At 65.5% G+C, this 26,791-nt stretch carries 32 protein-coding genes; 8 read left to right on the forward strand and 24 right to left on the reverse strand.

The window, feature by feature from the left end; genetic code table 11:
* Positions 1–19: 19 nt before the first annotated feature.
* Genes IV454_RS14945 through flgB form a run of 5 tightly spaced genes read right to left on the reverse strand, consistent with a single transcriptional unit; the run spans position 20 to position 3,471 of the window.
* The gene (locus IV454_RS14945; protein ID WP_206092078.1) at positions 20–745 is read right to left on the reverse strand and encodes a flagellar basal body rod protein FlgF; all 726 of its coding nucleotides are present in this window, start codon (positions 743–745) and stop codon (positions 20–22) included.
* 39 nt (positions 746–784) lie between these two features.
* Positions 785–1,972, reverse strand: coding sequence for a flagellar hook protein FlgE (locus IV454_RS14950; RefSeq protein WP_206092079.1), 1,188 nt, complete (start codon positions 1,970–1,972; stop codon positions 785–787).
* A gap of 11 nt (positions 1,973–1,983) precedes the next feature.
* Complete coding sequence (locus IV454_RS14955; protein ID WP_206092080.1) at positions 1,984–2,679, reverse strand: flagellar hook capping FlgD N-terminal domain-containing protein; 696 nt, start codon at positions 2,677–2,679, stop codon at positions 1,984–1,986.
* Between the two features lie 4 nt (positions 2,680–2,683).
* Positions 2,684–3,103 carry a flagellar basal body rod protein FlgC gene (flgC, locus tag IV454_RS14960; protein ID WP_054266642.1) on the reverse strand — a complete coding sequence of 140 codons (420 nt, stop codon included), beginning with the start codon at positions 3,101–3,103 and terminating at the stop codon, positions 2,684–2,686.
* A gap of 2 nt (positions 3,104–3,105) precedes the next feature.
* Positions 3,106–3,471 carry a flagellar basal body rod protein FlgB gene (flgB, locus tag IV454_RS14965; RefSeq protein WP_206092081.1) on the reverse strand — a complete coding sequence of 122 codons (366 nt, stop codon included), beginning with the start codon at positions 3,469–3,471 and terminating at the stop codon, positions 3,106–3,108.
* A 98-nt stretch (positions 3,472–3,569) separates the two neighbouring features.
* Here flgB and flgA point away from each other — a divergent pair, with 98 nt between their 5' ends.
* A complete protein-coding gene (flgA, locus tag IV454_RS14970) occupies positions 3,570–4,310 on the forward strand; it encodes a flagellar basal body P-ring formation chaperone FlgA (protein WP_206092082.1) in 741 nt (246 codons plus the stop codon).
* Position 4,311: 1 nt separating this feature from the next.
* Here flgA and IV454_RS14975 read toward each other — a convergent pair whose 3' ends face one another.
* The 17 genes from IV454_RS14975 to fliE form a co-directional block, all read right to left on the reverse strand.
* Entirely contained in the window at positions 4,312–5,040 is a 729-nt protein-coding gene (locus IV454_RS14975) for a glycoside hydrolase family 73 protein (RefSeq protein ID WP_206092083.1), read from the reverse strand.
* On the reverse strand, positions 5,027–5,455 hold the full coding sequence (gene flgN / locus IV454_RS14980) for a flagellar export chaperone FlgN (RefSeq protein WP_206092084.1): 429 nt from the start codon (positions 5,453–5,455) through the stop codon (positions 5,027–5,029). Before flgN ends, IV454_RS14975 begins: the two co-directional genes overlap by 14 nt.
* Positions 5,452–5,745, reverse strand: coding sequence for a flagellar biosynthesis anti-sigma factor FlgM (gene flgM, locus IV454_RS14985; protein ID WP_206092085.1), 294 nt, complete (start codon positions 5,743–5,745; stop codon positions 5,452–5,454). Before flgM ends, flgN begins: the two co-directional genes overlap by 4 nt.
* A 35-nt stretch (positions 5,746–5,780) precedes the next feature.
* Positions 5,781–6,746 (reverse strand): flagellar motor protein MotB, encoded by a 966-nt coding sequence (locus IV454_RS14990; RefSeq protein ID WP_206092086.1) that lies wholly within the window; start codon positions 6,744–6,746, stop codon positions 5,781–5,783.
* Positions 6,730–7,662 (reverse strand): flagellar motor stator protein MotA, encoded by a 933-nt coding sequence (gene motA, locus IV454_RS14995; protein ID WP_206092087.1) that lies wholly within the window; start codon positions 7,660–7,662, stop codon positions 6,730–6,732. Before motA ends, IV454_RS14990 begins: the two co-directional genes overlap by 17 nt.
* Positions 7,663–7,719: 57 nt before the next feature.
* Complete coding sequence (locus IV454_RS15000; RefSeq protein WP_229522325.1) at positions 7,720–8,406, reverse strand: FliA/WhiG family RNA polymerase sigma factor; 687 nt, start codon at positions 8,404–8,406, stop codon at positions 7,720–7,722.
* A gap of 153 nt (positions 8,407–8,559) precedes the next feature.
* A complete protein-coding gene (locus tag IV454_RS15005; protein ID WP_054266649.1) occupies positions 8,560–9,027 on the reverse strand; it encodes a flagellar basal body-associated FliL family protein in 468 nt (155 codons plus the stop codon).
* On the reverse strand, positions 9,024–10,373 hold the full coding sequence (locus IV454_RS15010; RefSeq protein ID WP_206092088.1) for a flagellar hook-length control protein FliK: 1,350 nt from the start codon (positions 10,371–10,373) through the stop codon (positions 9,024–9,026). The genes IV454_RS15005 and IV454_RS15010 overlap by 4 nt, the downstream gene beginning before the upstream one ends.
* Positions 10,374–10,376: 3 nt before the next feature.
* Positions 10,377–10,694 (reverse strand): hypothetical protein, encoded by a 318-nt coding sequence (locus tag IV454_RS15015; protein ID WP_206092089.1) that lies wholly within the window; start codon positions 10,692–10,694, stop codon positions 10,377–10,379.
* Positions 10,687–11,076, reverse strand: a complete 390-nt coding sequence (gene fliS / locus IV454_RS15020; protein WP_206092090.1) for a flagellar export chaperone FliS — start codon at positions 11,074–11,076, stop codon at positions 10,687–10,689. The genes IV454_RS15015 and fliS overlap by 8 nt, the downstream gene beginning before the upstream one ends.
* Before the next feature lie 15 nt (positions 11,077–11,091).
* Positions 11,092–12,477 (reverse strand): flagellar filament capping protein FliD, encoded by a 1,386-nt coding sequence (gene fliD, locus IV454_RS15025; RefSeq protein WP_206092091.1) that lies wholly within the window; start codon positions 12,475–12,477, stop codon positions 11,092–11,094.
* A gap of 28 nt (positions 12,478–12,505) precedes the next feature.
* Positions 12,506–12,940, reverse strand: a complete 435-nt coding sequence (locus tag IV454_RS15030; RefSeq protein WP_206092092.1) for a flagellar FliJ family protein — start codon at positions 12,938–12,940, stop codon at positions 12,506–12,508.
* Positions 12,937–14,253 carry a flagellar protein export ATPase FliI gene (fliI, locus tag IV454_RS15035; protein ID WP_054266655.1) on the reverse strand — a complete coding sequence of 439 codons (1,317 nt, stop codon included), beginning with the start codon at positions 14,251–14,253 and terminating at the stop codon, positions 12,937–12,939. The genes IV454_RS15030 and fliI overlap by 4 nt, the downstream gene beginning before the upstream one ends.
* Complete coding sequence (gene fliH, locus IV454_RS15040) at positions 14,250–14,936, reverse strand: flagellar assembly protein FliH (protein ID WP_206092093.1); 687 nt, start codon at positions 14,934–14,936, stop codon at positions 14,250–14,252. Before fliH ends, fliI begins: the two co-directional genes overlap by 4 nt.
* Complete coding sequence (locus IV454_RS15045; protein ID WP_099874634.1) at positions 14,933–15,961, reverse strand: flagellar motor switch protein FliG; 1,029 nt, start codon at positions 15,959–15,961, stop codon at positions 14,933–14,935. Before IV454_RS15045 ends, fliH begins: the two co-directional genes overlap by 4 nt.
* Complete coding sequence (gene fliF / locus IV454_RS15050) at positions 15,942–17,660, reverse strand: flagellar basal-body MS-ring/collar protein FliF (protein ID WP_370663782.1); 1,719 nt, start codon at positions 17,658–17,660, stop codon at positions 15,942–15,944. Before fliF ends, IV454_RS15045 begins: the two co-directional genes overlap by 20 nt.
* Before the next feature lie 43 nt (positions 17,661–17,703).
* Positions 17,704–18,060, reverse strand: coding sequence for a flagellar hook-basal body complex protein FliE (gene fliE, locus IV454_RS15055; protein ID WP_054266659.1), 357 nt, complete (start codon positions 18,058–18,060; stop codon positions 17,704–17,706).
* A gap of 437 nt (positions 18,061–18,497) precedes the next feature.
* Between fliE and IV454_RS15060 the strand changes: the two genes are divergently transcribed.
* From IV454_RS15060 to IV454_RS15090, 7 genes are all read left to right on the forward strand, one after another.
* Positions 18,498–19,373, forward strand: coding sequence for a hypothetical protein (locus IV454_RS15060; protein ID WP_206092094.1), 876 nt, complete (start codon positions 18,498–18,500; stop codon positions 19,371–19,373).
* A gap of 80 nt (positions 19,374–19,453) precedes the next feature.
* Positions 19,454–19,765 carry a FliM/FliN family flagellar motor switch protein gene (locus IV454_RS15065; protein WP_181002800.1) on the forward strand — a complete coding sequence of 104 codons (312 nt, stop codon included), beginning with the start codon at positions 19,454–19,456 and terminating at the stop codon, positions 19,763–19,765.
* Complete coding sequence (gene fliP, locus IV454_RS15070; protein ID WP_206092096.1) at positions 19,762–20,523, forward strand: flagellar type III secretion system pore protein FliP; 762 nt, start codon at positions 19,762–19,764, stop codon at positions 20,521–20,523. The genes IV454_RS15065 and fliP overlap by 4 nt, the downstream gene beginning before the upstream one ends.
* 30 nt (positions 20,524–20,553) lie before the next feature.
* Positions 20,554–20,823 carry a flagellar biosynthetic protein FliQ gene (locus IV454_RS15075; protein ID WP_054266663.1) on the forward strand — a complete coding sequence of 90 codons (270 nt, stop codon included), beginning with the start codon at positions 20,554–20,556 and terminating at the stop codon, positions 20,821–20,823.
* Positions 20,824–20,826: 3 nt separating this feature from the next.
* On the forward strand, positions 20,827–21,603 hold the full coding sequence (fliR, locus tag IV454_RS15080) for a flagellar biosynthetic protein FliR (RefSeq protein ID WP_206092097.1): 777 nt from the start codon (positions 20,827–20,829) through the stop codon (positions 21,601–21,603).
* On the forward strand, positions 21,596–22,738 hold the full coding sequence (locus IV454_RS15085) for an EscU/YscU/HrcU family type III secretion system export apparatus switch protein (protein ID WP_206092098.1): 1,143 nt from the start codon (positions 21,596–21,598) through the stop codon (positions 22,736–22,738). Before fliR ends, IV454_RS15085 begins: the two co-directional genes overlap by 8 nt.
* Entirely contained in the window at positions 22,735–24,822 is a 2,088-nt protein-coding gene (locus tag IV454_RS15090) for a flagellar biosynthesis protein FlhA (RefSeq protein ID WP_054266666.1), read from the forward strand. Before IV454_RS15085 ends, IV454_RS15090 begins: the two co-directional genes overlap by 4 nt.
* Positions 24,823–24,909: 87 nt before the next feature.
* On the opposite strand, the gene fliK is transcribed toward IV454_RS15090, so the two are convergent.
* Entirely contained in the window at positions 24,910–25,818 is a 909-nt protein-coding gene (gene fliK, locus IV454_RS15095) for a flagellar hook-length control protein FliK (protein WP_206092099.1), read from the reverse strand.
* 91 nt (positions 25,819–25,909) lie between these two features.
* The gene (locus tag IV454_RS15100) at positions 25,910–26,770 is read right to left on the reverse strand and encodes a flagellin N-terminal helical domain-containing protein (RefSeq protein WP_206092100.1); all 861 of its coding nucleotides are present in this window, start codon (positions 26,768–26,770) and stop codon (positions 25,910–25,912) included.
* Positions 26,771–26,791: the final 21 nt, after the last annotated feature.

Consider the following 26,791-nt stretch of genomic DNA (forward strand, 5'->3'; position numbering starts at 1 on the left):
TTACGTGTTGGGGGGCGCCTCAGGCGCCGAGCAGGCGGTTGCCCACTTCGTTCATATTGTCGCTGGCCTTGAGCAGCTTCATCTGGAGCTCGAAGCTGCGGTTCAGGCTCATGGTGGCGACCATTTCCTCGACCGCCGACACATTGCTGCCTTCCAGGTGGCGCCCGCGCACGGTCACCTTGTCGTCGGCCGCGAGCGGCTGGCCGCTGCGCGAGACGATCAGGCCGCCTTCGTTCTTGGTCACTTCGCCGGCTTCGGCGTTGACCAGGCGCAGCTTGTCGATCACCTGCATGGTGGTCGTGCCCGGCGCCAGCACCGAAATCGAACCGTCCGCGCCGATCGTCACCGCGTTATGCGGCGGCAGCACCACCGGGCCGCCTTCGCCCAGCAGCGGATGGCCGTTGACCGAGAGCGCGCCCTCGGCATCGATATTGATGGCGCCGGCGCGGGTATAGGCTTCGCCACCCTGCCACTGGACCGTCAGGTAACCGTTGCCGGTAATCGCCACATCGAGGTCGCGCCCGGTTTCCTTGATTGCGCCGGAGCGGCCCGACACGGCGTCGGACTGCATCCGCACATAGTGGCGGTCGTCGAAGCCCGAGCCGCTCAGCGCTTGCGTGGCCGACAACTCGAGGTTGGCGCGAAAACCCGTGGTGTCCATGTTCGCCAGATTGTTGGCGTGGACCTGCTGGGCTTTCAGCGCGCGCTCGGCGCCGCTCAGTGCTGTAAAGATCAATTTATCCATGTTGCTCCCTCAATGAATTCAGTGTTTCCGTGCAGATACTTATAGTGCCTGCATTAAGGACTGGATCATCTGATTTTCTGTTGAAATCACCTTGGAATTGGCTTGATAGTTGCGCTGTGACGTCATCAGGCCCACCAACTCTGACGTAATGTCAACATTCGAGCGTTCCAGCGCGCCGGTGTTGAGCTTGCCGGCCAGGCCGCTGCCCGGGGTGCCGTACAAGGCCGCGCCGGAGGCGGAACTGGCGGTCCAGCTGGTGTCGCTCACGGCCGTCAGCGAGCCTTCGTCGGCGAAGGTGGCGATTGCCACGGTGCCGACCACTTGCTGCTGCTCGTTGCTGTATTTGGCCAGGACGGCACCGTTGGTACCCATTTCGACGCCGATGAAGGTGCCGGAGGCATAGCCGTCGGTGCTGTTGGTGGTGGTGATGGCTTCGCCGGCAAACTCGGTGGTGCCGGCGTAGTTCACGTCCAGGGTGATCGGGGCCGAGCCATTGGTGGTGGTGATGTTCAGGGTGGTCACGGGCGGCACCGGCGGCAGCTGGCCCATGGTGTCGAAGGTCAGGGTGGTGGTGGTGGTCAGGGGCGTGGCGCCGTCGACCGCGTAGTGCACGGTCATGCTGGTGCCGGCGCCCTTGACGAAATACTGCGACAGGGTGTGCTGGCTGCCCAGCGAATCGTAGACCACCGATTGCTTGGCCATGTTGTAGCTGGCGGCATTGGTCGGATCGAAGGCGGCGGCCGGGGTCACCCAATCGTTGGACAGGTTGCCGACGTAATTGACCTTGGTGCTGGCGACGGCCGGGATCTGCCCGGTCGGCACGACGATATTGCCCATCACGCCGAGCGCGGCGCTGCCCTTGACGGCGGCGTAGCCCTGCACCGAGCGGCCGTTGCTGTCGACCAGGAAGCCATCCTTGTTGGCCGAAAAGATGCCGACCCGGCTGTAGTTGACGATGCCCTGGCTGTCGCGGCTGACAAAAAAGCCGCGGCCATCGATGGCGGCGTCGAGGCCGCGCCCGGTGGTGGTCACGCCACCGTTCAGGCCGATGCTCTGGGTCATCGAACCGACTTCCACGCCAGTCGCCTGGGAACCGGCGTACATGGCCGAAAAATTGGCGCGGGTGCTCTTGAAGCCGTAGGTGCCGGCGTTGGCGATATTGTTACTGACGGCTTCAAGCTGGGTGTTGATCGACTGGATGCCCGACAATGCGATTTCGAAACTCATGATGTAATCCTTTAATTTGCGGTGGAGGTGTTGGCGGCCGCCAGCGATGCGCCGGACTTGCCGTTGAAGCCAGTGACGGACGACGGCGCAACATCGCCGATTCCTGCCACCTTGAGGACCACGCCGCCACCGGCCGACATGCGCACGCTGTCCAGGCGGCCGATGACATCGATGGCGTCGAGTGCACCGGCGCTCGTTTGTACTTTGATATCGTATTTCCCAGGCGCCAGACCAAGCGCGACCGGATCGATGGAAAACGTTTGCGGACCCGAACCGCGCGAACCGAGCTGCACGTCGTGTTTCACGCCATCCGCACCGGTCAGGGTCACGGTGTTGGCGGCGCTGGCCGCCGGCAGGGTGATGCTGGCCTTGATCGCCTTGTCTTCCAGGCGCAGGCTGTTGGTGGTGACGGTGATGTCGGAGCCGACCTGGGCGCCCAGGGCCAGGGTCTGGATGCTCTCCAGCACGCTGGCGCTGGCGCTGTTGAGCTTGGCGAGGCTTTGCATCGCCTCGGTCTGGCTCAGCTGCGAGAGCTGGTTGACGAACTGCGACGGGTCGCTCGGCTCCAAAGGATCCTGGTTGCGGATCTGGGCCACCAGCAGCTTGGTGAACATGTCCGCCGTTTCGCTGGCCGGGGCCTGGCCGACCACGGTGTTGGCATTGCCGGCAGCCTGGTTATTGGCGCCGGTGAGGTGATTGGTGAGCATGGGATCAGCCTTCGCCGAGTCGCAGCAGGCCCGCTTGCATCGACTTGATGCGTCCCAGGACTTCCACATTGGTTTCAAAGGCACGCGAGGCCGACATCATGTCGGTCATCTCGGCCACCTGGTTGACGTTCGGGTAAAACACCATGCCGTCGGCGTTCGCCACCGGATTGCCCGGCTCGTAAGCCTTGCGCAGCGGTTCGGCCGATTCGACCACGTCGAGCACCTGGACCCGGCTGCCGGCGCCGAGCTTGCCGGAACCGCTGTCGATCATGGCGGCGAACACGGGTTTGCGGGCACGGTAGGTTTCGCCTTCCGAGCCGGACACCGAATCGGCGTTGGCCAGGTTGCTGGCGATGGTATTCAAGCGCACCGACTGCGCCGCCATGGCCGAACCTGCAATTTGGGAAATGTCTTTAAAGCTCATGATTATTGTCCTGCGATGGCTTTGGCCAAACCCTTGAGCCGCATGTTCACGAAGGTCAGGCTGGTCTGGAAATCGGATGCGTTTTGCGAGAACGCGGCTTGTTCGACGCCGATTTCGACTGTATTGCCGTCGGCGGTGGGGTGGTAGGGAACCCGGTACAGGGCGTCCTGGTCGTCGGCGCCGAGGCCGGGCATATCGGATTCGGTATCGATGCGCTGCTGCAGCACGGCGCCGAAGTCGATGTCGCGCGCCGTGAAACCCGGCGTGTTTTCGTTGGCGATATTGGCGGCCAGCACGCGGGTGCGGTCGGCGCGCACATGCAGGGTGTCGGCGTGCACGCCGAGTGCCTTTTGGAAATCAATCGACATGAAGCTTCCTCCGTGAATGAACTGCAGTGTGAATCTGGTTAAAATGACGCTGTGCGGCGTTCCTTGCGTCGTGCGCAACGTTTGCCAAGGTGCTACTTATGTCTGAAGTCCGCCGCGCCACCAGCGCCTTGTTCCTGCCATTAACGGCCGCTGCACTGGTTTCATTAGCCGGGGGCAACACAAATGCGGCAGAAATTTCCATCACGGCCAGGCTCGAACAGGCCGCGCGCGAGCAGCTGGCGCGCCAGGCGGAAACGGCCGGTTTGGCGGAAGCGCAATTTACTGTCAACGTGGCCACGCCGCGCCCCGCCCCGCCGTGCGCCAAACCGGTCGAGATCGAAGCGGTCGACACGCGCACGCCGGCGCGCATGCGCTTTGCCGTGCTGTGTCCCGATGCCGGCGGCTGGCGATATGAGTACGTGCTGCGCGGCTCGGTCAGCGCCCTGGTGGCGGTCACCGCCGCGCCGGTCGCGGCCGGGCAAATGCTGACGGCGCAGGATGTCACCCTGGAGCGGCGCGATGTCACCACCTTGAGCGACGCCATCGGCTCGGCCGAGGCGGCCACCGGGCAAGCCACGCGGCGCTCGCTGCGCGCCGGCGAAGTGCTGCGCCAGGCGCAGTTGAGCGCGCCCTTACTGGTCAAGCGCGGCGAACCGGTGGTGATGCTGGCGCGTTTCGAGGCCATCGAGATCAGCACCGCCGGCGAAGCGCTCGACGCCGGCGCACTCAATGCGCTGGTGCGGGTGCGCAACCTGGCCAACGGCCGGGTGGTGCGCATGCGCGTGATCGGCCCCGGCACGGTCGAGCCGGTCGAGCTGCCCCGTTCGGCGCAGCCATAGTTCATTCCGACGCTCCCTGCAGGCGCGCGGCCAGCTTGGTCAGCTTGGCGGCGTAGGCCGGATCGGTGGCATAGCCGCCCCTGACCAGGCCTTGGGCAAAGGCGTGCGCATCGTTGCCGGTGCCGATGGCGCCGGCGTAGCGCGGGTTGTCCAGCAGCACTTGGGCATAGTCGCGGAAGGCGGCGCCCTGGTCCGGGTAGCTGCGGAAACGCTCGGTTTTCTTCACGGCGGCGCCGTGTTCGTATTCGGTGGTGGCGTTGTCGGCCACCTCGCCCTGCCAGCTTGTACCGGCCTTGATGCCGAACAGATTGTGGGTGCTGGCGCCTTCGGCCTGGCGCAGCGGACGCTGGCCCCAGCCCGATTCCAGCGCGGCATGGGCCGACACCAGTTGCGGCGCCACGCCAAGGCGTTCGCCCGCTTCGCGCGCCCACGGCGCGATCTGTTCCAGGAAGGCTTGTTGTTCGGAACCGTCGGCAAAGGCGGCGCCTACGCCCGTGCTTGGGGCCACCTCGGCGTCTTGCAGGCGCGCCTGCAGCATGCGGCCCTGCGGACTCAACATGGCGGCGCCGCTGTCGGCGCTGCCCTGGCTGATGAAATCGGTAATTTCATTTTGCATCGACCGGTAGACGCCGCCGAAGCCGGCGCCGCCGCCCGCCGCCGCCATCGGGCGGGTGGACGGGGTCGGCGCGGTGGGCGCGATGCTGGCGGTATGGAAATCAGCGTGCCTCATACAAGGTCTCCTCTCCGTGCAGCACACGCTGCATGATGGAAAATTGTTCGGTCAGTAATGCGCTGTTGCGAACATTTAAACGTTTGCATTCAAGTACCAGTTGCTCCAGCGCTTGCCAGTCGGCGCGCAAGGCCTCGCCCTGGGCAGGGTCCAGGCTGGCGATCAGGGTGGCCATGTCGGCGCGGGTGCCGCACAGGGCGCGCACCAGCGAGACGCGCTGCACGCGGCGCTGTTCCATCGCCTCCAGGCTGGGCGAGAGCTGTTCGGCCAGTTCGGTCAGCTCGGCGCTGCGGTGGCGCAGGGCGGCGTCGAACTGGCGCGCCAGCAGCGCGAGGATGGCATGGCTGGTGTCCAGGTCGGCGCTGACGCCAGCCCTCAGCTTGCCCAGTGCCTGCTCGCGCGTCAGGCGGCTCATCCCTGGCCTCCGTGGAAGCGCGTGATCAGGCCGGCCAGGCGCGCCGGGTCGAACGGCAATTCGCCCTTGGCCAGCGCGTCGCGCAGTTGCGCCACTTTTTCGTGGTCGATCTCGGGCATGGCGGCCAGCGCGGCCATGGCCGGCTGCAGCACTTCCGATTGCAGGGCGCCCGAGGCAGCCGCCACCCCGGCGCCGCCGCTCAGCGCCGTCTTCGCTTCGGGCGCTTGTGCGGCGCTGCTGCGCTGCACGGCCGAGGCGTCGGCGGACGCACCGCCAGAAGAGATTTTCATGCGTGGACCTCGGCTTTTGGATTGGATCGTCATGATTATTTGCCTTGGGCGCCGGCGCCGTTGACGTTTTTGACGCTCTTGAGTTTATTGCGCAATTCTTCGACCGTCCCCTTGGCGCCGACCGCCGTTTCGGTGCCGACCTCGTTCTTGCCCGGCACGCCGAACATGGCGGCCACGGTATCGGCCTGGCTGTGGGTCAGGATCAGCAGTTCGATGCGGCGGTTGACGGCCGCGCCGGTATTTTCCGGCTCGAAGGGCGCGCGGTCGGCCATCCCGACGACTTGCAGCACGCTGTCCGGATTCATGGAACCGGCCAGCAGCTGGGTGCGGGCCGCCATGGCGCGCGCATTCGACAAGGTCCAGTTCGAGTTGCCATCCTGGTCGCCCGCGTATTTGCGCGAATCGGTGTGGCCGACGATCAGCATCTGGTTGTCCATTTTTGCGAACAAGGGACCCATCTGGCGCATCAAGCGGCCGAAGCGGTCGGTCGGCATGGCGCTGCCCAGCAAAAACATGCCCTGGCGGTCGGTGTCGTGCAGGGTGACGCGCAAGCCGTACGGGGTGATCACGGCTTCCAGGTTGTTCGACAAGCCCGCTTCCACGCTCATGGTGCCCAGCTTGCGCGAGAGCACGGCCAGTTCGGCCGGCGAGTCGTAGCGCACTTTCGGGCCTTCGCCGCCGACTTCCTTGTCGGGCGAGGTACCGCTGTGCGGCATAGCGAAACGTTCGATCAGGCTGCCGCGCGGGCCGCCGCCGATTTCCGGCTTGTTGCCCTGGCCATCGGCGTAGCTGCCGTTTTGCTCGCGCACCATGGCTTTCATGGTTTGCTGGTCGCGCGCCGCCATCAGCCACAGCACCAGGAACAGGGATAGCAGCGCCAGGCAAAAGTCGGCGAACGCGACTTTCCAGGCGCCGCCGTGGTCGTCCTCATGCGCCTTGCCACGGCCGCGCACGATGATCGCGGCGTCGTGCTTGTCATGCTTATCATGCTGCTTTTGCACGCGGCTCTCCTGAGCGGTCGGTGGCGCGGCGTTTCGGCGATGGCGATTCGTCGCTATCGCCGCTCATCGCGTTGATCCAGCTTTCGAGCTGGGCGAAGGTCGGCTTGATGTTCAGTTGCACCAGGCGGCGGCCGGCATCGATGGCCAGCAGGGCTGGTTTGCCGGCCACGTGGGTGACCAGCACGACTTTGACGCATTCCATGTTCGACGCTTCCTGGTTGACAAGCTGTTTCATCATGTTGCTGATCGGGTCGAGTACGCCATAGCAAAAGAAAATCCCGAGGAAGGTGCCGACCATCGCGGCGCCCACCTTGGCCGAGATCGCGCCGGCATCGGCGCCCTCGGCCACCGAATTCATCGCCAGCACGATGCCGAGCACCGCCGCCAGGATGCCGAATCCGGGCATCGCTTCGGCAATCTTGTGCAGCGACTTGGACGGCTGCACCAACTCTTCGTGAATGGCTTCCAGTTCCTGCTCCAGTACGCCTTCAAGCTCATGGGCATTGATTTTTCCCATGGCCATTAAACGGAAATTATCGACAATAAACGCCAAAAGTTTAGGCTCTTCCAGCACCAAAGGGTAACGCTGGAACAGCGGGCTCGAGGCCGGGTCTTCCACGTGGGCGTCGAGGGCTTTCAAGCCACCGGCCGCCGTTTGCAGCAGTTCATACATCAACAACAACAACTGGCGCTGGAATTCCGAACCTTGCTTCTTGCGCACGATAATCTTGCGCAACTGCGTGCTCATTTCCTTGAGCACGTGGTTCGGATTGCCCAGCACCAGCGCGCCGGCGCCGGCGCCGGCGATGATCAGGATTTCGACCGGGTGCCAGATGGCGGCGAAGGTGCCGCCCATGAGCACGAAGCCGCCGAAAATACAGCCTAGAACGATGGCAATGCCGACTAATGGCTGCATGTTAAATTCCTTTGGTAAGTCGTGATGAGCGAAAGTAGTGGGTGAAACATGGTCTGATCAGCCTTTGAGGGCTGCTTTCATCTTGGCCAGCGCCGCCTTGTTGAGCTGGCAGACGCGCGCGTCCGACAAATCGAGGACGGCGGCAACTTCCTTGTAGCTCAGTTCGAATTCGTAAATCATCTGGATCACCCGCTGTTCGCGCTCGTCGAGGGCCATCAGGGCTTGTTCCAGGCTGCGCTTGACCATGAACTGCTCTTCCGGGCCGGGCGCGCTGTGGGCCCGTTCCGCAGCTTCCTGCAGCACTTCGTCAAAGCTCAGCAGCAGCTCGGCGCCATCGTCGAGCTGGTATTGCACATAGGCTTCCTGGGTCAGGCCCAGCGCGGAGGCCGCTTCCTGGTCGGTCGGCTCGCGCCCCAGGGAGCGGGTCAGGGCGCGCACCTGGTCGCGCATCTTGTGGCTGTCCTGGCGCACCGCGCGCGGGCGCCAATCCTGGCGGCGCAGCTCGTCGAGAATGGCGCCGCGGATGCGCAAGGAGGCGAAGCTGCCGAAACCGGCATCGGGCATGCCATAGCGGCGCAGCGCTTCGAGCAAACCCATCAGGCCGATCTGTTCCATGTCTTCGCGCCCCATCACGCCCGAGACCTGGGCATTCAACTGGCGCACGATGCGCTTGACCAGCGGCGCGTAGGCCACCAGCTGGCGCTGCTCTTCGCGGGCATCGAGCACGGGGGCGTACTCGGCCACTTGCGCGGCGCCGTAGCCGCTGGCGTGCTCGTCCGCGATGCCATGGGCTATGCCACGGGCTATGCCATGGGTGAGCGGATTGCCGCCCACGTAGCTGGCGGCGCTGCTGGAGTCGGTGTAATCGGCGTGATAGGCCACAGGATTCCCGCTTCGCTATTCGATGATCAGTTTGCCGATCATGACTTCGGAGAACGGCTTTTCGAGCTTGTCCTTGTCATATGTCGCGGCGAACGTGTTGTTGAGCTGCTCGGCGTACTGCTCGACCGTCAGTTCCTGGGCCGCGCTCATGGTGTGCGCCGACAGGGCGCGCACGGCCACGCTGCGCAGCATCGGCAGGTCATCCTTGGTTTTCTTTTCCTGATCAAGCGTGGTCGACAGCACCAAATCGGTCGAAATGTAGTGGGCCTGGGTTTCGCCCGGGCTGCGGCGCAGCATGACGATCACCTTGTCGAGCGAGACGTAGCGGGCCGGTTTTTTCGGATGCGCTTCCGGTTCCACGGCGGCGTGCTTGCCATCCTTGCCCGGCAGCGGCTGCTTGAAGTACAGGGCCGCACCGGCCGCGGCGGCGCCGAGGATGCCGATGACCACGAAGGCGACGATCAGCTTGGTGGTTTTTTTCATGCTGCGACCTCGCGGCCGGACAGGGAGAAGGTGGCGGACGGCTGGCCGGCTTCGGCCAGCGCGCGGCCAGGATCGTTTTCGCCGGGTTCACGCTCGGGCTGGCGCTGGCGCCCTTGCTGTTCGCCAAACGCGGCGCCGCTGCGCGGGGTGGCGGTAATGGTCACGGCGACATCGCTGAACTGGCGCTGGGCCAGGTCGGAACGCATGGCATCGCTGACACTGTTGAGCTGGCGCCGCACTTCGCTGTGGGTGGCGCTGATATTTACTTCCAGCACCCCACCGGCGGCGTGGCGGATCGCGATTTCGATGCGGCCCAGCTGCGGCGGGTCGAGGCGGATCACGGCCTGGTCGATGTTGCGGCCCAGTTGCAGCTGCAGGCGGTCGCCCAGGGCGTCGCGCAGGGGTTGCTGCCAGTCGGCCGGGTTGGCCGGCAGTTTTACGTCCAGCGGGGCGGCCATGGCGGCGTTGGGCGCGGCCAGGGCGTTGGCGCCATTCATGACATTGGCCGGGCCGGCGAGCGGCGTGTCGCTGCGCAGCACGGTGTCGGTGCTGGCGGCGAGCGGCTGGGCGCTGGCGGCGAGGCCGGTTTTCTGGGCGAGCGGCGCGGCTGGCGTGGCGCTGTCGGCGCTGCGCGCGGGGGCGCGCGGTGCCGGCGCGGCGGCCAGCGCTTGCGCGGGCAGGGCCGGCGCGGCCGCCACTGGCGTGCGGGCATCGGCCACACGGCTGTCGCTGTCACTGGTACTGGCGGCGGCGCCGGTGGCATTGGTGCTGGCCGCTGGCGGCGCGCTGAAGGTGAACGAAACGGTGCTGGCAGGGGCGGCGGGCAGGGGGGCGGCGAACGGCGCGGCTGGCGCGGCCGGGGCCGGGGCCGGTGCGGCGGCCGTGCCGGCCGGGACGACCGGCGTGGCCGCTGCGGCAAAGCTGAGCGGGGCGCTGGCGGCGCCGAGCGGCGCGGCGCTGGCCACTGGCGCGGCCATGGCGGCAGGCCAGCTGGACGGCATCGGCATGGCCGGCGGCAAGACCATGCCGAGCGGCAGGGTCATGCTCATCGTCATCGCTGGTGTGCTCGTGTGCTCCGGGGTGGCGGCCGGCACGGCCGGCGCGGCGCTGTCGGGCAGCATGCCGGGATCGGCCAGGGCGTCGGCCTGGGCGGCGTCGGTGCCGACCTGGTCGCTGTCGGTGTCGGCGTCGGCAACGGCCGGCTCGGCGCCGATATCGAACATCAGCCAGCTGGCGAACGGCGCGGCAGTGTCGCTGCCGGGGGTGACTGGCGCGGCGGCGGCGGGCAGGTCGGCACCGGGGGCGGCCGCGACGGCGGGGGAAGGGGTCAGGTTAGCGAGCATCATGGTTTATGCCTGGTTACGTTCTATATCGGTTTCATTGTCGAGGGCGTAGGCGATAAACCCGGCTTTGTTCGCGTGCATCTCGTGCATTTGCGCTCCCAGCAGTTCCAGTTCGGCTTCGCACAGCTCGGCTGCCTTGTCGTGCTGGGCGCGCAGCGCTTCCAAGGCACGTTTTTCCGCCGGGCTCCACGGGCCGCTGGCGGCCAGCACGCGCAGCTGGGCGCTCAGGGCGCCGACCGCGCGGTCGAGCGCAACCCAGTCGCGCGCAGCGCCGGCGCTGGCCAGGGCCGCCGTCAGGGCGTCGAGGGCGGCGCGCCTAGGCATTGCGCGCCTGCACGCCGAGCCAGCCCTGGCGGATCGTGCCGAGAATCTCGACCACTTCGTCCAGCATCGCCGGGTCCATCTTGATGCCGGCCCCGTGCAGGCGGGCGGCGCAAAAGTCGTACAGTCTTGCCAGGTTTTCCACCACGTCGCCACCTTGCTCGAAGTCCAGCGAGCTGGACAGTCCATTGATGATCTCGACACATTTGTCGATGCTGGCCGCCTTTTGCTCGTAGCGCTTGGCGACGAGGTGGGCGCGCGCGCGGGCCAGTTCGTCGAGCAAGCCATCGGTCAGCAGCAGGACCAGCTCGACCGGCGACGCACGCGCCGTCTGAGCATCAAGGTTAACCGAGTGGTAGTCGCTGTAAGCGTCGGAATAGGACATCTTTTCCTCTCTTGATTAGGATTTGTCGCCGAACAGTGCGTCGAACATGGAGCTGTTGGAAGCCATGCGGCTTTGCAGTGTTTGCAACTGTGTAAATTGCGTCAGATAGCGCTTGTAGGCGCTGTCGTACTGCTTGTCGAGCTGGTCCTGGCGCTTGGTCAGGGTGGTCTGCAATTTGGTGTTCTGTTCCAGACGCTGCTTGAGCTGGCCGTCGGTGATGCTGCTCCATTCCTTCAGGTAGCCGTCGAGATTGCCGGCGATGCCGCTGCTGCTGCCGTTGACGCTGCTGCCGATCAGGGTGTCGAGGCCTTTCGGCGACACCGCGAGCTGGCTGGTCAGGCGCGTTGTGTTCAGGGACAGGCTGCCGTCGCGGGTGGCCACGATGCCGTAGGCGGCCAGGCTGTCGGCGCCGTTGACGCCGCGCAGCATGCTGACCATGCGGGTTTGCAGCACGCGCACGCCGCCATCGTTGGCGAACACGCCCGGCGCGGCGCTCTTGGACGGGTCGCCCGGCGCCACCATGGTATCGATCACGCCCTTGAGCTTGTTGTAATCGTCGACGAATTTCTGCACCTTGGCCACGGTGGCGGCGTTGTCGCTGGCGACCGTCAGGGTGACCGGCGTATCGCCCGGGGCCTGGGCCTTGGTAAAGGTCATGGTCACGCCATCGACATTGGTGAACACGTTCGAGGCCTGGGTGATCGCGGTGCCGGTACCCTGGGCGCCGAGCCAGACCAGGGCATCCTGGCCAGTCACGACTTGCTTGGCGTTGAGGGGATCGTCGAGTGCGGCTTTCAGGCCGGCATTGTTGACCGCCGCGGTGTTGAGCGAAATATTGCCGGCCGCGCCAGTCGTTTTCGAGGTCAGCATCAGCTGGGTGACGCCATTGACGGTGACGATCGAGGCCGACACGCGGCCATTGTTGGTCGGCTCGGCATTGATGGCAGCGGCGATTTCGCGCGGGGTCAGGGTGGCGTTGCCATCGCTGTTGGCGGTCGCCAGGTTGACCGAAAAGCCGGGCGCGCCGCCCAGATCGATGCCCAGGGTGCCGCCATTGGCCGCGCTGTCGGCCAGGCCGTTGTAGGACACCTGGTTGGCGGTGGCGATGCGTTCGACAAAAAAGCTGTAGCTGCCGGCGGTGGCGTTCACACCGGCGCTGGCGGTGCCGATGGCCGTGTTGCTGAAGCTCGCGGCCTGGCTCAGCATGGTCTTGCCGGAGGTCAGCGACAGCAGGGAACTCTGGTAGCCCGAAATGGCCGAGCGCAAGGAGGTGAGGGCGGCGGCCGCGCTGCTGGCCTGCTTGGTCTGGGCGCTCAGGATGCTCTGGCGCGCCGAGGTGTAGTTGGTCGCCAGGCCGGCGGCGGTGGTGGCCGGATCGTAGGTGTTGCCAATGGTCGCCATGGAGTTCTCCTGAGTGTCTAAGATGAAATTACTTGCGGCCGGCCAGCCACGATTGCGTGGCCAGCTCGTCTTCGCGCTTGCGTTCGACCCGGTTCTGGGCCAGCGCCGCCACGCCTTTTTTCTGTTCCAGCACCTGGCCGAGCAGCTGGCGCTCGCTCCAGGCATCGTTCAGGGCGCGCTGCGACACGGCCATGGTCGCTTCATGCAGGCTCAGGTCGGTGCGATGGTTGTCGGCCAGGGCGATCACGGCCAGCTTGTACTGGCCGCAGTTCAGGGCCAGCGCCAGCGGCAGGGCGCCGCTGGCGCCGCTGCCGCTGGTCAGGCCGTCCAGGCGCGCCAGGTTGGCCTGGTAGCGCGCCCTGGTCGCTTGCTGGGCAGCCATATCGGCTTGCAGGCGGTCGACCTTGGTGCTGCGCAGGCGCACCAGGGTGTCCAGGCTGTCGATCGTGTTCTTGATGGTCATGACATCATCGCTTCAAGTTGGGAAATGCATTCGGGCAAGGGCGCCGCTTCGCGCGTTCCCTGGCACAGGTAGGCGTCGATATGCGGTTCCAGGCGCACCGCGTGGTCGGTCACCGGATCGGCGCCCGGCACGTAGGCGCCCAGGGGAATCAGGTCGCGCACGCGGGCGTGGCGGGCCAGCGCGGCTTTCAGCTTGCGCGCCGCCAGCGCGTGCTGGGCCGGCACCACCTGGGCCATGCAGCGGCTGATGGAGGCGGCCACGTCGATGGCCGGGTAATGGCCGCGTTCGGCCAGTTCGCGGGTCAGCACGATGTGGCCGTCGAGAATTGCACGGGCCGTGTCGACCACCGGATCCTGCTGGTCGTCGCCTTCGGCCAGGACGGTGTAGATGGCGCTCATGCTGCCGTGTTCGTGCTCGCCGTTGCCGGCGCTTTCGACCAGCTGCGGCAGGGCCGAGAACACCGACGGCGGATAGCCGCGCGTGGCTGGCGGCTCGCCCAGCGCCAGCGCCACTTCGCGCAGCGCCATGGCGTAGCGGGTGAGGGAATCGACCAGCAGCAGCACGTTCAAGCCCTGGTCGCGGTAATGGGCGGCGATTGCGTGGCACAGTTCGGTTGCGCGGATGCGCATCAGCGGCGATTCGTCGGCCGGGGCGATCACCAGCACGGCTTTCTTCAAGCCCTCGGGGCCGAGCGACATGTCGACGAATTCGCGCACTTCGCGCGAGCGCTCGCCGATCAGGCCGACCACGACCACGTCGGCCACGGTCTGGCGGGTGATCAGGCCCAGCAGGACGGACTTGCCGACCCCGCTGCCGGCCATCAGGCCGACCCGTTGGCCCTTGCCGATGGTCAGCATGGAATTGATGGCGCGCACGCCCACGTCGAGCGGCTCGACCACCGGTTGTTTTTTCAGCGGATTGATTTTCGGCGGCGTCATGTCCAGGCGATGCTCGCCGCCCAGGCGGCCCAGGCCGTCGATCGGCTCGCCCAGGCCATTGACCATGCGCCCCAGCCACGAGGGGCCGATCTGCAGGGTGGCGGCGGTCGGGCTGGGCAGCACGCGGGCGCCCGTGGTCAGGCCGATGGCTTGCTTGAACGGCATCAGGAACGACAGGCGCTCGCGGAAACCGACCACCTGGGCATCGAGCCAATCGCCGTCCACCGTTTCGATGCGGCAGCGCTGGCCCGTGTGCAGGCGGCAGCCGGCCGATTCCAGCAGCAAGCCCGAGGCGCCGACCAGGCGCCCGGTCGGGATCGCGACCGGCACGTCGTCGAGTTCGACGGTGCGCAGGGAATCGGCCAGCTTACTCATGCGTCCATCTCCTCGGCCACCCGTTCAGGGACCGCCAGCAACTGGGCGCTCACTTGCGTCATGCAGGCCGCCAGGCGGCCCTGGCAACCGGCGTCGACTTCATTGTCGCCGGCGCGCACGCGGCATTCGCCCGCTTGCAGGGATGGGTCGGGCAGCAAGCTCCATTTGGCGGCGCGCACCGGATCGAGTTCGGTGATGCGCTTGAGTTCTTCCGGATTGAGGCACACTTCGATGCCGTCGCGGGTGGGCGGCATGGCGGCCAAGGCTTCGTCCACCAGCGCGAGCAACTGGACCGGCTGCAACGCCAGTTCGGCGCGGATCACCTGGCGCGCCACCTTGCCGACCAGGTCGACGACTTCCTTGCGCTGGGCCGAACGGAATTCCTCGACCATCTGGCCGAGCTGGGCGAACATGCCGTCGAGCGGGCCGGCCAGCTCTTCGAAGCGGTCCTGCACCTGCTGCATGGCCTGGCGGCGGCCGGCGCTCTGGCCCTCGGCCAGTCCGGCGGCATAGCCTTCGGCGCTGCCGCGCGCCTGGCCGCTCTCGTAGCCCTCGCGCTGCCCCTGCTGGTAGCCTTCTTCGACCGCGTTCTGCCACTGGCCCGCGGCCTCGGCGGAATGGGCGGCACCGAGCGAATCGAGCTGCGACAGCGGCGGGAAATGATAGGGGCGAAATTGTTTCATTCTATGACAGCCTCGGCGAACAGTTGGACTTCGATCTCGCCGTTGTCGGCCAGTTGCTTGACGGTGGCCATGATGTCCTTGCGCGTCTGTTCGATGCGCGACAGTGGCACCGGACCTGCGCGGCGCAGCAGGTCGTCGAAGTTCTGGGCCTGGCGGCGCGGCATGGTGGTGAGGATCGCATCGCGGATCGCCGGTTCGGCGCCCTTGAGGGCGATCGCCCACTGTTCCAGCGGCACGTCGTCGAGAATGCGGGTGATCGTGGCCTCGGTCTGGCGCGACAGGATGAAAAAGTCATACATGCTCATTTCGATTTCGGACACCACGTCCGGATCGTGGGCGCGCAGCAGTTCGACCATGCCGGCGCGGTTGCCCGGCAGCCGGTTGAGGATCTCGGCAACCTGGCGGATCCCTTCCACGCTGGCGCTCTGGGTATCGAGGGCGCCCAGGCAGCGGGTCACCAGCTCTTCCAGTTCGGTCAAGAGGTCGCGGTCGATTTCATCGAGCCGGGCCAGGTTCAGCAGCACCAGGTCGCGCCCTTCGAGCGGCAGGGCGTCGAGGATCTGGCCGGCCAGCGCGGGCGGCAGGAAGGCCAGGAATACCGCTTGCATCTGCACGTGCTCGTTGGCGACGTAATCGGCCAGCCATTTCGGCGAGGCCCACTGCAGGCGCGCCATCATCGGGCGGATCGCATCGCCATAGATGTTGTTGAGCACGCTATTGGCGATGTCGCTGCCGAGCGCCAGGTCGAGCGAGCGCTTCAGGTAGCTGCGCGAAGCGCCATGCACACCCGACTGCTGGCGGTAATCGTCGAAAAAGGTTTGCATCGCCACGCGCACGGAATCGACCTTGATGCCGCTCATGCGCGACATCACTTGCGTCACTTCCAGCAATTCCTCGCGGTCGAGGCAGCGCAGGACGGCCGCGGCCGGCTCTTCGCCAATGCTCAACAGGACGATGGCGGCCTGTTCGACAGGGGTCAGTCCAGGCGCCTCTTCGGCGTCCACGTTATTGTCCAGTTCGGCCATTTTTCTGCATCCATTGTTTGACGACTTCGGCGACCCGCTCCGGTTCCTTGGCAGCGAGAACTTTCAAGTGATCGACCATCACATCGACTGCCGATCCGGCAGGGGGAAGATCGTAGTTTTCCAGCAAAGGCACCATCGGCAGCGGTGCGCCCAGGGCCGGGGCGCCGCCCGCCAGCTCGATGGCACGGGCATCGCCTGCGCGCATGTCGCCGGCACGCAAGGCTGGGCCGGCCACGGCGCTGGCGGCACCGGCCGGGCCACCGAGCAGTTGAGCGTCGGCGGTGGCAGCCGGCGCCAGGCGCACGGTCAACAGGCGCAGCAGCGGACGGATGATCAGCAGGAAGCCGAGCAGGATGCCCACCGCCCACGCCGCCCAGCTGCTCATGTCGACCACATTGTCCCGTTCCTGCCACCATGGGGCGGCGACGGGCTGGACCGGGAAGCTCATGGCGGACACGGTCAGCACGTCGCCGCGTTCGGTGTTGATGCCCAGGCCGCTGCTCAGGGTTTTTTCGATATTCGCCAGTTCGGCGGCGGTCCAGCCGGTCTTGGCGGCAGCCACGTGATTGTTCAGCACCACCGCCACGCTGAGCTTCTTCAAACGGCCGCGGCTGCGCTTGATCTGGGTGATGTTGCGGTCGTAGGCGAACTGGCGCGTGCTGGCATTCTTGCGCGTGCTGCCATCGTCGGCTTTCGGATCGGTGCCGGCGCCGGCGGCCTGCGGATCGGCCACGGCCGGCGGACGGTTCGACAGGGTGCCCGGCACGCCGATCGCCATGCGGTTCTTTTCCTGCTCTTCGCGCACCGCTTCGCTGGTCACTTTCGGGGCGTCGCCGTATTTCTCGGTGGTTTCCTCGATCTTGTCGTTGTCGATGTCGGCGGTGACGCTGAGCTTGAAGTTATTGGCGCCCAGCACCGGGCCGAGCAATTCGTTCACATTGCCGCGCACCTGGTCCTGGTATTTCTTGGCGTTGGCGTCCGCGCCCTGGGCGGCGCCGTCGAAGCCGTCGCTCAGGTCGACCCGCGACGACAGGTAGTTGCCGGCCTGGTCGATCAGGCTGACCCGCTGCGGCGACAGGCTGGCGACGCTGCCGGAAACCATGTTGATGATGGCGGCGATCTGTTCCGGGGCCAGGGTGCGGCCCGGTTTCACGGCCACCACCACCGAGGCCGACGATTTTTCACCGTCGCTGGCCACGAACGAAGTCGAGCGGGCGATCGACAGGTGCACTCTGGCCGAGGCGATCGCGTCGAGCGAAAGGATGCTCTGCGACAGCTCGCCTTCGAGGCCGCGCCGGAAGCGCACGTCCTGCACGAACTGGGAGACGCCCAGCGGATCGTTCTTGTCCATCAATTCCAGGCCGGCCGGCAGCTGGGCGGTGACGCCCTTGGCGGCCAGCAGCATGCGCACCTTGCCCAATTGCGAAGCGGGCACCAGCAATTGGCCGGTTTCCGGATGCAGGCGGTAAGCCACCTTGTCGGCGTCGAGCACGGCCATCATGTCGCCCGAGGCGACCCGCTCGTTGGCGCCGAAGACCGGCTTGTAGCCGGCCTGGTCGTTCCACAAGTACATCATCACCGCGGCCGTGATGGCGATCGCCAGCACCAGCATCGGGGTCAGGTTGTTGCGCAACGCTGGCGGCAGCGAAGGCATGGCGCCCATGCGCCCGGCGAAGTTGGATTTGAGAGAGGCAATCACGCTGGTTTTTTCCCGCAGTTAAGGTAACGTGGCAAACAGAGGTTCAGACGGGGAGCTTGATCAGCTCGTCCATGGCGCCCATGACCTTGTTACGCACCTGCATCAGCATCGAGAAGGACAGGCTGGCTTCCTGGCTGGCCAGCATGGCGCCGACCAGGTCGTCGCTCTTGCCGCTGTCGACATCATTCATTTTCTGGCCAGCCTGGGCATCTTGCTGGTTCACGCTGTCGAGCGCGTTTTTCATGCTCTGGGTAAAGGAAAACCCGGCAGGAAGCGGCTCGCCGCCGGCTGGCCCGACGTTGGCGTGCGCGGCCAATTGGCCCGCATCGTTGGCCAGCACTTTCATCTCCGACTGGAGCTGTGCGGCGAGTGAATTCGATGTTGTAATTCCGACTTCCATGTTGTCATCCCTGCATAATTTTTTGTTCATAATCAAACAGTTACGACGAATTTTCTGTCGTAGCCGGCCTGAACGGTGAAGCGACAAGTGTGCGCGTTCCGTACCGCGATTCCAAACGAAAACATGCTCGACGGCAAAATAATTTATTGCTGAGTCGGGTAAATCCAACAAATTTCGCCAAACCTCTTGGGGTAGAAGCAAAGGTGTCGAAATGCCTAACGATATCGCTTACTGTTGGTAATGGGCGCGAGTGTCGGAACTCGAGCCTGTCTCCCGATTATTTGCCGTACTGCATCAAGCAATATCTTACCTTACGGCAATTATAATGCCACATGGAAATTAAATCCACCAGATAAAAATGCTCTGATATACTGTTTTCCTCAAACAAAACAAAGAGTTGCCCACTTTGCCACGCACTTGCCGAGTTACTTATGACCATGACAAATAAGACAAACTTGCCGGCAACACCGCAGGTGCTCGACCCCCGGCTGCTGGGCCGGCCCGTCCATTTGCTGCCCCAGTTCGCGGCCCAGTTTGCCGAGGACCTGGCCGCTGCCTTGCGCCAGCCAGCCCTGCGCCGCTACTGGGATGGCTTCCAGCTCCAGGCGAGCGGTTTCGTGGGTCCGCCCGACTCCAGCCAGAGCGGGCGCTGGCTCGGTTTTAGCGGCGGCGCCGGCGGCATCGCCTTCGCGCTCGAACGCTCCCTGCTGCTCAGCGTGCTCAACCAGCGCTACGGACGGCGCGGCGCGGCCCCCGCACCCCCGGTCGATCCGACCACGGTCAGGGTGACGGCCACGGAAGAACGCCTCGCAATTGTGTTAGGTCAACAATTTGCCTCGGTGCTCTCCAAGCGGGTGGATGCAAACCTTGCGCGGGCGCATAATGAACCCAACCTGGCTTCCACCGAACTGGTGCCGGGCACGGTGCCGCCGGCGCCGCCCAGCGCCGATGGCTGGACACTCGGCATTACCCTGCGCCAGGCCCAGAGTGGAGAATGCGGCCAGCTGTGGCTGGCGCTGGACCAGGACATGGTGGCGCGCGTGCTGCTCGGGCTGGCGCCCGAGCGTGCGCGCGAGCACGCGCCGGCGCGCGCCACGGTGGCGCTCGGCACGGCCTTGCAAGTGACCCTGGAAGGGCGGCTGGTGAGCAAGGAAATCACGCTCGAAGCGCTGTTTGCGCTCAAGTTGGGCGACATCATTCCCGTGACGGTGGGCCGGGCCGATGTCTTGCTGGCCGAATCGCGCTTGTTTACGGCGGCGGTCACGGAACATAACGGGACGCTCTGCTTAACCTCTTTTGAAGATAGCGACTAATGAAAATCAACGAGAACGAACTTCAGGCGCCGGACCAGGATGGCGAAATCGACGAAGAATTGATCATCGATGAACCCCAGATGGGCGTGCCGTCCGGTCTGGAGGGCGCGCGTCCGCTTGAGAAACGGCCCCAGCGCGACTTGCCGCAGATGATGCGCAAGATTCCGGTCACCCTGACCCTGGAAGTGGGCTCGGCCCGCATCTCGCTGCAGGAATTGATGGCGATCGGGCCGGCCAGCGTGATCGCGCTCGACGTGCTGGCGGGCGAGCCGCTCGTCATCAAGGTCAACGGTACCCCGATCGGGCGCGCCGAAGTGGTGGTGGCCGGCGAACAGTACGGGCTCAAGGTCATCGACCTCGACGGCCTGGACCTGGACCTGCTCACCGCATGAGAGTGGGCGCACGGGGCAGTGGCGCGGCAGTGACGGTGCTCGCCTTGCTGGCGGCCGGCCTGCTGTGCTGCACCCCGGCCGCCGCCCAGGACTTGCTGGCCGGGGTGATCCCGGGCGCCAAGACCGACCTGACTGTCAAGTCGCAGGTGCTGGTCCTGATGACCCTGCTTGGGCTCTTGCCCATCATGGTCATGATGATGACCTGCTTCACCCGCTTCGTGATCGTGCTCTCCTTGCTGCGCCAAGCGCTCGGCCTGCAGCAGGGTTTGCCGAACCGCATCATCACCGGCGTGGCCCTGATCCTCACCCTGCTGGTGATGCGTCCCATCGGCGACCAGATCTGGCGCGACGCCTTCGTGCCCTACGACCAGGACAAGATCGGCATGCAGGATGCCCTGAAAGTGGCCGAAGTGCCGCTCTCGCGCTTCATGCTGGCCCAGACCAGCAAGGCCGCCCTGGCCCAGGTCGCGCACCTGGCGGGCGAGCCGGCCGCGCTGGAGCCGCAGAAGCGCGCCTTCACCGTCAAGCTGGCCGCGTTTGTGCTGAGCGAACTGAAAACCGCGTTCCAGATCGGCGCCATGCTGTTCATTCCCTTTTTGATCATCGACCTGGTGGTGTCCTCGGTGCTGATGGCGATGGGCATGATGATGCTCTCGCCGCTGGTCATTTCCCTGCCGTTCAAGCTGCTGCTGTTCGTGCTGGTCGATGGCTGGACCCTGACCGTGAACACCCTGGTCGGCAGCATCCGGCCGTTCTGAGGGACGCCTTGTGATGGAAGGAGAAACGCGATGACCCCCGACGTGGCCGTGGACCTGATGGTCGGCGCCCTGCAGATCGTCATGCTGATGGTGCTGGTGCTGGTGGTGCCGGGCTTGATCACGGGGCTGCTGGTGGCGCTGGTGCAGGCCGCTACCCAGATCAACGAACAAACCCTGAGCTTCCTGCCGCGCTTGCTGGTGACCCTGCTGGCGGTGATCGTGGCCGGGCACTGGATGACGGGCTACCTGATGGATTACTGCGTCTCCGTCTTCCAGCGCGCCGCCGCCCTGGTCGGCTAGCGCATGGAGCTGGCCGGCTACCTGCTGCCGCTGCTGAACGCCCTGTGGTGGCCGTTCATCCGCATCCTGGCGCTGCTCTCGGCCGCGCCGGTGGTGGGCGACATCCTGGTGCCGCTGCCGGTGCGCGTGCTGCTGGCGCTGGTGCTATCCTTCCTGATGCTGCCTTTTTCCCCGGGCAATGCGGTGCTCGACCCGTTTTCCGTGCTCGGCATCGCCACCACCCTGGAGCAAGCCGTGATCGGCGGCGTGCTGGGGCTGGCCATGCATTTTTCCATGTCGGTGGTGAACGTGCTCGGCTACCTGGTATCGAGCCAGATCGGCTTTTCGATGGCGCAGATGAACGACCCGGTCAACGGCACCGCCTCGGACGTGGTGTCGGGAATGCTGTCCCTGCTGGCCATCATCGTGTTTTTCGCCATCGACGGCCATCTGGTGCTGACCGGGGTGCTGGCGACCAGCTTCAAGGCCTGGCCGGTGGGCGGCGCTTACGGGGCGGTGCTGCTGCATACCGTGGCGCTCAGGGCGGCTTGGATTTTCGCCGCCGCCATGCTGCTGGCGCTGCCGATCGTGTTTTCGACCCTGGTGGTGCAGCTCGGCTTCGGCCTCCTGAACCGGGTGGCGCCGTCCCTGAATCTGTTTTCGCTGGGCTTTTCCCTGACCACCCTGTTCGGCCTGATGATGCTGATCCAGATCGTGCGTTTCATTCCCGAACACTACATTGCAATGAGCAACCAGGTGCTCGAACTAATCGACCAACAGATGAAGGCGGCCCATGGCTGACGACGCGAGCGGTGGCGACAAGACCGAAAAGGCCTCGCAGCAAAAGCTGCGCAAGGCCCGCCAGGAAGGCCAGGTGGTGCGTTCGCGCGACCTGGGCACCGCCATCGGCATCCTGATCAGCCTGAAACTGTTCGCCATGCTGCTGCCGACCTACCTGGCCTCGTTTCGCAGCCTGTTCGACCTAGTCTTCATTCCGCTGGGTGCCGACGGGGCCATGGAAAACGCCATGTCGACCATCTTCAGCAGCGCCATGTGGCTGTTGATCAGCATGGTGCTGCCGCTGCTGGGGGTGCCGTTCGCGGTGGTGCTCTCCTCCCTCGTTCCGGGCGGCTGGGTGATCAGCACCGCGCACTGGGAACCGAAAATGGAGCGCCTGTCGCCGATGAAGAACCTGGGCAACCTGTTTACGGCCAAGCATGGCATCGGGGTGGCCACCTCGGTGGGCAAGGCCATCGTGCTGGGGTCGGTGCTGGTGCACGTGAGCCGCTCGGGCATGAATGCCTTTGTCGAGCTGCAAAAGATGCCGCTCAGCGTGGCCCTGCCGACCGGCGCCGGCCTGATGCTCGACGCCCTGATGGCCATGTGCATGGTGTTCGTCATGTTCGCCGTGCTCGATGTGCCGATGCAAGCGTTTCTGTTCGCGCGCAACCAGCGCATGAGCAAGCACGACCAGAAGGAAGAGCACAAGAGCAGCGAAGGCAAGCCCGAAGTGCGCCAGCGCATCCGCCAGTTGCAGCAGCAGATGGCGCGCCGCAGCGTCAACAAGACCGTGCCCACGGCGGACGTGGTGATCGTCAACCCGGAACACTACGCGGTGGCCCTCAAGTACGAGGCCAGCCGCGCCGAAGCGCCCTTCGTGGTGGCCAAGGGGGTCGATGAAATGGCCTTGTACATCCGCCAGATTGCGCGCCAGCATAATATCGAAACGCTCGAACTGCCGCCGCTGGCGCGCGCGATCTACAATACCAGCCAGGTCCAGCAGCAAATCCCGGCCCAGCTGTACCAGGCCGTCTCGCAGGTGCTCAACTATGTGCTGCAATTGAACGCGTTTCGTGCCGGCCGGCGCACCGCGCCGCCACGTTTTCCCAACGAGGTGGTCGTGCCATCTCATCTGAGTGAGGTTCCCGCCACATGAGTTTCCTGAACAGCCTGCTGGTCGAATTGAAGCGGCATAAATTTGCCACTCCGGTATTCCTGCTGGTGATCCTGTCGATGATCATCCTGCCGCTGCCGCCGGTGCTGCTCGATGTGCTGTTTACCTTCAACATCGTGCTGGCCATGATCGTCATCCTGGTGTCGGTTTCGGCCAAGCGGCCGCTCGACTTCTCGGTCTTCCCGAGCGTCATTCTCGGCACCACCATGCTGCGCCTGACCCTGAACGTGGCCTCGACCCGGGTGGTGCTGCTGCACGGCCACCAGGGCACGGACGCAGCCGGTAAAGTGATCGAAGCCTTCGCCAACGTGGTTATCGGCGGCAATTTCGTGGTTGGCTTCGTGGTGTTCGTGATTTTGATGATCATTAACTTCGCGGTGGTGACCAAGGGCGCCGAACGGATTTCGGAAGTGTCCGCGCGGTTTACCCTGGACGCGCTGCCGGGCAAGCAGATGGCCATCGACGCCGACCTCAACGCCGGCCTGATCAACCAGGAAAAAGCCCAGGTGCGGCGGCGCGACGTGGCCGCCGAAGCCGACTTCTACGGCGCCATGGACGGGGCCTCGAAGTTCGTGCGCGGCGATGCCGTCGCCAGTATCCTGATTCTCATCATCAACATGGTGGGCGGGGTGGCCATCGGTTCGCTGATGCACAAGCTGTCTTTCGGCGACGCCTTCCGCCAGTACGCGCTGCTGACCATCGGCGACGGCCTGGTGGCGCAGATCCCGGCGCTGCTGCTGTCGGCCGCCGCAGCGATTCTGGTGACCCGGATCAGCGACGCGGGCGACTTCGAGCAGCAGGTCGGCGGGCAATTGCTGGCCTCGCCGGCGGTGCTGTACAGCGCCTCGGGCATGATGCTGGTGCTGGCCATGGTGCCGGGCATGCCGTGGCTAATGTTCGGCATCTTCGCCATCGTGCTCGGCTATGTCGGCTGGCGCCTGGCGCGCATGGTCAAGGCGCCCGACATGGCGGGGGTAGCAGCAATCGAAGCGGCCCTGCGCGACGAGCGCGCGCCCGACCTCGAATGGCACCAGTTGCCGGCCGTGCAGCCCTTGACAGTGGCGGTGGGCTACAAGCTGGTCGGGCTGGTCGACGCCGCCCAGGGCGAGCCGCTCACCAAGCGCATCAAGGGCGTGCGCCAGAGCCTGTCGGAAGCGATGGGGCTGCTGCTGCCGCCGATCAATGTGCGCGACGACTTGTCCTTGCGCCCGACCCAGTACGCGATCATGCTCAGCGGCACCGTGGTGGCGGAAGCCGAAGTGGTGCCGGACTGCCTGATGGCGATTCCCTCGCCCTCGGTGTACGGCCATCTCGACGGCATACCCGGGGTCGAACCGGCGTACGGCATGGCCATCACGTGGATCGCGCCGGCCGACAAGGCCCATGCGCTGGGGCTGGGCTACCAGGTGGTCGAGGTACCGAGCGCGATCGCCACGCACTGCTCGAAGGTGGTGCGCGATTATCTGCCGGATCTGTTCCGCCATGAAGACGTGCCGGCGATCCTGGAGCGGCTGGCGGCGCTGTCGCCGAAACTGTCGTCGGCGCTGGACAAGGCATTGACGCATACCCAGCTGCTGCGGGTGTTCCGCGTGCTGCTGGCGGAAAATGTGTCGCTCAAGGATATCGTGGTGATCGGCACCACCTTGCTCGACAGCTCGGAAACGACCAAGGATCCGATCCTGCTGGCGGCCGAGGTACGCTGCGCGCTGCGGCGCCAGATCGTCACGGCGCTGTTCGGGAAGAAGAAGGAAATGCCGGCGTTCAATCTGTCGGCCGAGCTGGAGAATATGCTGCTGGGTTCCCTGAACCAGGCGCGCCAGGGCGGGAAGGTCGCGCTCGACAATTTCCCGATCGATCCGCAACTGTTGTCGCAGCTGCAGCTGAACATGCCGGTGGCGCGCGAGCAGATGAAGCAGCAGCAAAGTGCGCCGCTGCTGCTGGTGCTGCCGCAGATCAGGCCCTTGCTGGCGCGTTATGCGCGCCTGTTCGCCCCGGGATTGCATGTGCTTTCTTACAACGAAATCCCCGAAAACCGCGATGTGAGCATTGTCGGGACGGTCGGATAAATATCCCAACCGGGGTCAGGCCCCAAGTTTCCCCCGCCGTCGCCCCCGCGCAGGCGGGGGCGACGGATCATAGCGCGGGGCGACGGCTCATGGTTCGCCGTAAGCCCTGTCCCCCGGCAACGGCCTCTGGGTGAAGCGCACCGTCGTGGTCGCATCGGGCCTGCTCGGGCCAGCCAGCAGCAGCGCCACTTCCGCCATCGCCCGGAACAGGGACGGCGGCAGGACGGCGCTGACCTGGGCCGAATACTGTTCCAGCGGCTTGCCCGGCCATAATCCCTGCCGGACGCTGACCCGCGCCAGCCGCAGCCCGGCCTGCTCGACGGCGATCTTGAGCCCCGGCAGCGCCTGGCGCAACTGCGCCAGCGCGCGCGGATGCTCGGCCGCCAGCTCCATCAAGACGCCATCGACCAGTTCCAGCTGCACCGTGGCGTGGCTGCCGTCGGCCAGCACCACGTCGAGCCGCAAGGCCGCCTTGGCGCGCTTGCGCCGGCTGGGCGGGGGATCGGGCAGGCCGGTCAGCAGGCGCAGCGCCAGTTGCTGGCCACCCGCCCCCGGCAGCACGAAACGCCACGCTTCCGGATGCCACATCATGGTTTGCTGCCCCGTGGGGGGTGTCTGCAAGGCGTGCTGCACGCCCGACATCAAGAGCTTGCCCGGCATAAATTGGGCGCGTCCCTGCTCCTGCAGCGTCGCCAACTGGGCGCCGTAGGCCCGCACCATGGTGCGCCAGGCGTTGGCAAGGCTGGCGCCGTCGAGCACCGGCCAGGCCAGCTGGCGCGCCATGAAGACCTGGTCGGTGCGCATCGAGGCGCTTTCGTTCAGGTTGCCCGGCAGGCCGGCGCCCGCCCCCGGCGCGGGCAGCGGCTCGGACGCGGGCAGCGGCACGCCCATGCCCATGCCCGCCACCCGCGCCGTCGCTGGCGCCGGCAGCAAGGACACCGGCGCCAGCGGTGCAATCAACGGCGCGCCCAGCGGTAGCGAAGAGATCGTAGACATGGCGTTCACGCATGGTCAGGATAAAAAAAGAGCCAGCCCGGTTGCCGGCTGGCTCGGTCGTTCCCGGCTGAAGCGCCGGCGGCCGTGCCGGTTATTGCAGCAAGGACATGACCATCGAGGACATGCTGTTGCTCTGTTTCAGCATGGCGGTACCGGCTTGCAGCAGCATCTGGCTGGTGGTCATTTTCGAGCTTTCGTTGGCGAAGTCGACGTCCATGATGCGGCCGGTGGCGGCCTTGCTGTTGGTGCTGATGTTCGACAGGTTGTTGTAGACGTGTTCCAGGCGGTTGGCCGAGGCGCCCAGCGACGAGCGCACGTTGCCGATCGAGGCGATCGCGGTCGAGAGCTTGTCGATCGTGGTCGAGGCGGTGCCCACGCCGGTCAGTTCGGTGCCGACCGTGTTCGGGGCGGCGTAGTTGGCGGTGGTGGCGCCGACGTCGGTGCCCAGGGTGGTCATGGCGGCCGACATGTCGACCGTCATTTTCTCGCTGGTGCTCGAACCGATCTGGAACGTCATGGCCGAGGCGATGGTGCCGCCGACGAGCAGCTTGGCGCCGCCGAAGGAGGTGTTGGTCAGCACGTTATTCAGTTCGGTACCCAGGGCATCGTATTCCGACTGCATCGCGGTCTTGTCGGCCGAGGTGGAGGAGGCATCGGCCGCTTGCGTGGCCAGATCTTTCATCCGCACCATCATATTGCTTACTTCATCGAGCGCGCCTTCCGCGGTCTGCAGCATCGAGGTCGAGTTCTGGGTGTTGCGCATCGCGACGGCCATGCCGCTGGTCTGGGCTTTCAGGCGGGTGGCGATTTGCAGGCCGGCGGCATCGTCCATCGATGAATTGATGCGGTAGCCGGTCGACAGGCGGGTCATCGAGGTCGACAGCTCGCCCTGGGTGCGGTTGATCGAGTTTTGTGCGGACAGGGCAGCATTGTTGGTGTGAAGGCTCAGCATGATCAAACTCCAGGTATGCGG

The organism is Massilia antarctica, from assembly GCF_015689335.1.
GTDB classification, from domain to species: domain Bacteria; phylum Pseudomonadota; class Gammaproteobacteria; order Burkholderiales; family Burkholderiaceae_D; genus Telluria_A; species Telluria_A antarctica.